This is a genomic window from Maribacter sp., assembly GCF_049667165.1.
Lineage (GTDB): Bacteria > Bacteroidota > Bacteroidia > Flavobacteriales > Flavobacteriaceae > Maribacter_A.
In genome coordinates this window covers 1-1,843 of sequence record NZ_JBATHS010000178.1, presented here as the reverse complement: position 1 = coordinate 1,843, position 1,843 = coordinate 1, and the positions used below count along the sequence as shown (strand labels likewise).

Below are 1,843 nucleotides of genomic sequence, written 5' to 3'. Positions count from 1 at the left end.
TCCATACAACAATGAAATTAATAGTTAACGGTCATGAGGTTGTCGGGCTAGACAACATCAACGACTATTATGACGTAGTCCTAAAATTTGGACGCTTAAAGGAACTGGGTATTGAAAGGGAGCAAGCTGAAAAATTCAACACCATTTCAGGGAGCAATAAATTTCCAAGGGCATTTAAATTCATTCGAATGTATTTGGAAGACCGAGATACTCTACCCCAACTTTTTAGTACTGAAAAATTCGATGTGGTGTGCAATTTGGCTGCCCAAGCTGGGGTTCGTTATAGTTTGAAAAATCCTGAAGCTTATATAGATAGTAACATTGTTGGTTTTTTGAACATCCTTGAGTGTTGTCGCAACCATGACATCAAACATCTGGTCTATGCCAGCAGCTCTAGTGTTTATGGAATGAACAAGAAAGTGCCTTTTGAGACTACCGATAATGTCGACCATCCCATTAGTTTGTATGCCGCCACTAAAAAAAGCAATGAGCTGATGGCCCATACCTATAGCCATTTGTTTGGATTCCCAACTACTGGCCTCCGTTTTTTTACGGTCTATGGCCCCTGGGGCCGGCCTGATATGGCCTTGTTCCTATTTACGAAAGCTATACTGGAAGGGAATCCCATTAAGGTATTCAACAAGGGTCATATGGAACGTGACTTTACCTATATAGATGATATTGTTGCGGGCGTAGTGCGCATCATTGAAAAAAGCACCAAAGAAAGAATTGTAAATAATGAACTTTACAAGCTTTATAATATTGGAAACAATACATCCGTGAAATTATTGGATTTTATCAATATCATTGAAAAAGCGCTGGGAATTAAAGCCAAAAAGGAAATGCTTCCTATGCAACCCGGGGACGTCGAAAAAACTTGGGCCAATGTAGATGCTTTGATCGAGGATTATGATTATCGACCCCATACGCCCATAAAAAAAGGGGTAGATTATTTTATTTCTTGGTATAAGAAATATTATAAAATCCCATATTGAGTTTAGGGATTAGATTTTAGGTTCTTTAAAATTCCAATGCAACATGCTCAGTATCAATTGTCAATTCGAGTGGTTTTTCCTTTAAGTGAAAAGCAAAGGAAAAATTGTATCGAGAATCTTTGGAACACGAATGCTTCTCGATACAAATTTTCTCATACCTCGAAAATTCACTCGAAGTGACAATGATGGTCGTTTCGCGGTAGGAACGACTGAGAAATCTCACTCCTAACTCTAATCAATTCTTATTCGCTCAGCAGGATGTGATTCCTCATATGCATTCGGAATGACTTCCCCGTCATTTCGAAGGAGGAACGACTGAGAAATCTCAGACGGAATAGTTATATTTATCTATGCTTCATAACTACTTTGTTTATATCATGACCAATGAATATAGAACTACACTATACATTGGATTAACCAATAATATTCAAAGAAGAATCGCTCAACATTATTTTGACAGTCAAAATGCAAAAAGGTCTTTTGCAGGTAAGTACAATTGTATCTATCTAGTTTATTATGAAGGTTTCGAAAAACCTAATGAAGCAATTGCCAGGGAAAAAGTATTGAAAAATTGGCGACGGGAAAAGAAAAACAAATTAATCACTGAATTTAATCCAAAATGGGAAACACTCAATAATCAAATCATCTAGTCATTTCGAAGGAGGAACGACTGAGAAATCGCACTCCTAACTCTAAACAATTCTTATTCGCTCAGCAGGATGTGATTCCTCATATGCATTCGGAATGACTTCCCCCGTCATTTCGAAGGAGGAACGACTGAGAAATCACATTAAGTAGCGTGGTAAGTTAGAATTGTAGCATGGATGCCAATCTGGATGTGATTCCTC

Annotated in this window: 2 protein-coding genes; both read left to right on the top strand. The window is 37.8% G+C overall.

Features of this window, described 5'->3' with window-relative positions:
- On the top strand, positions 1 to 995 hold a 995-nt coding region (locus tag WBM98_RS09330), incomplete at its 5' end, for an NAD-dependent epimerase/dehydratase family protein (RefSeq protein WP_424365751.1).
- Positions 996 to 1,345: 350 nt separating this feature from the next.
- Complete coding sequence (locus tag WBM98_RS09325; RefSeq protein ID WP_424365750.1) at positions 1,346 to 1,645, top strand: GIY-YIG nuclease family protein; 300 nt, start codon at positions 1,346 to 1,348, stop codon at positions 1,643 to 1,645.
- Positions 1,646 to 1,843 lie beyond the last annotated feature (198 nt).

Excerpts from the sequence above, each read along its gene's own strand:
- WBM98_RS09325 (WP_424365750.1), top strand. The coding sequence starts at position 1,346 with ATGCTTCATAACTACTTTGTTTATATCATGACCAATGAATATAGAACT.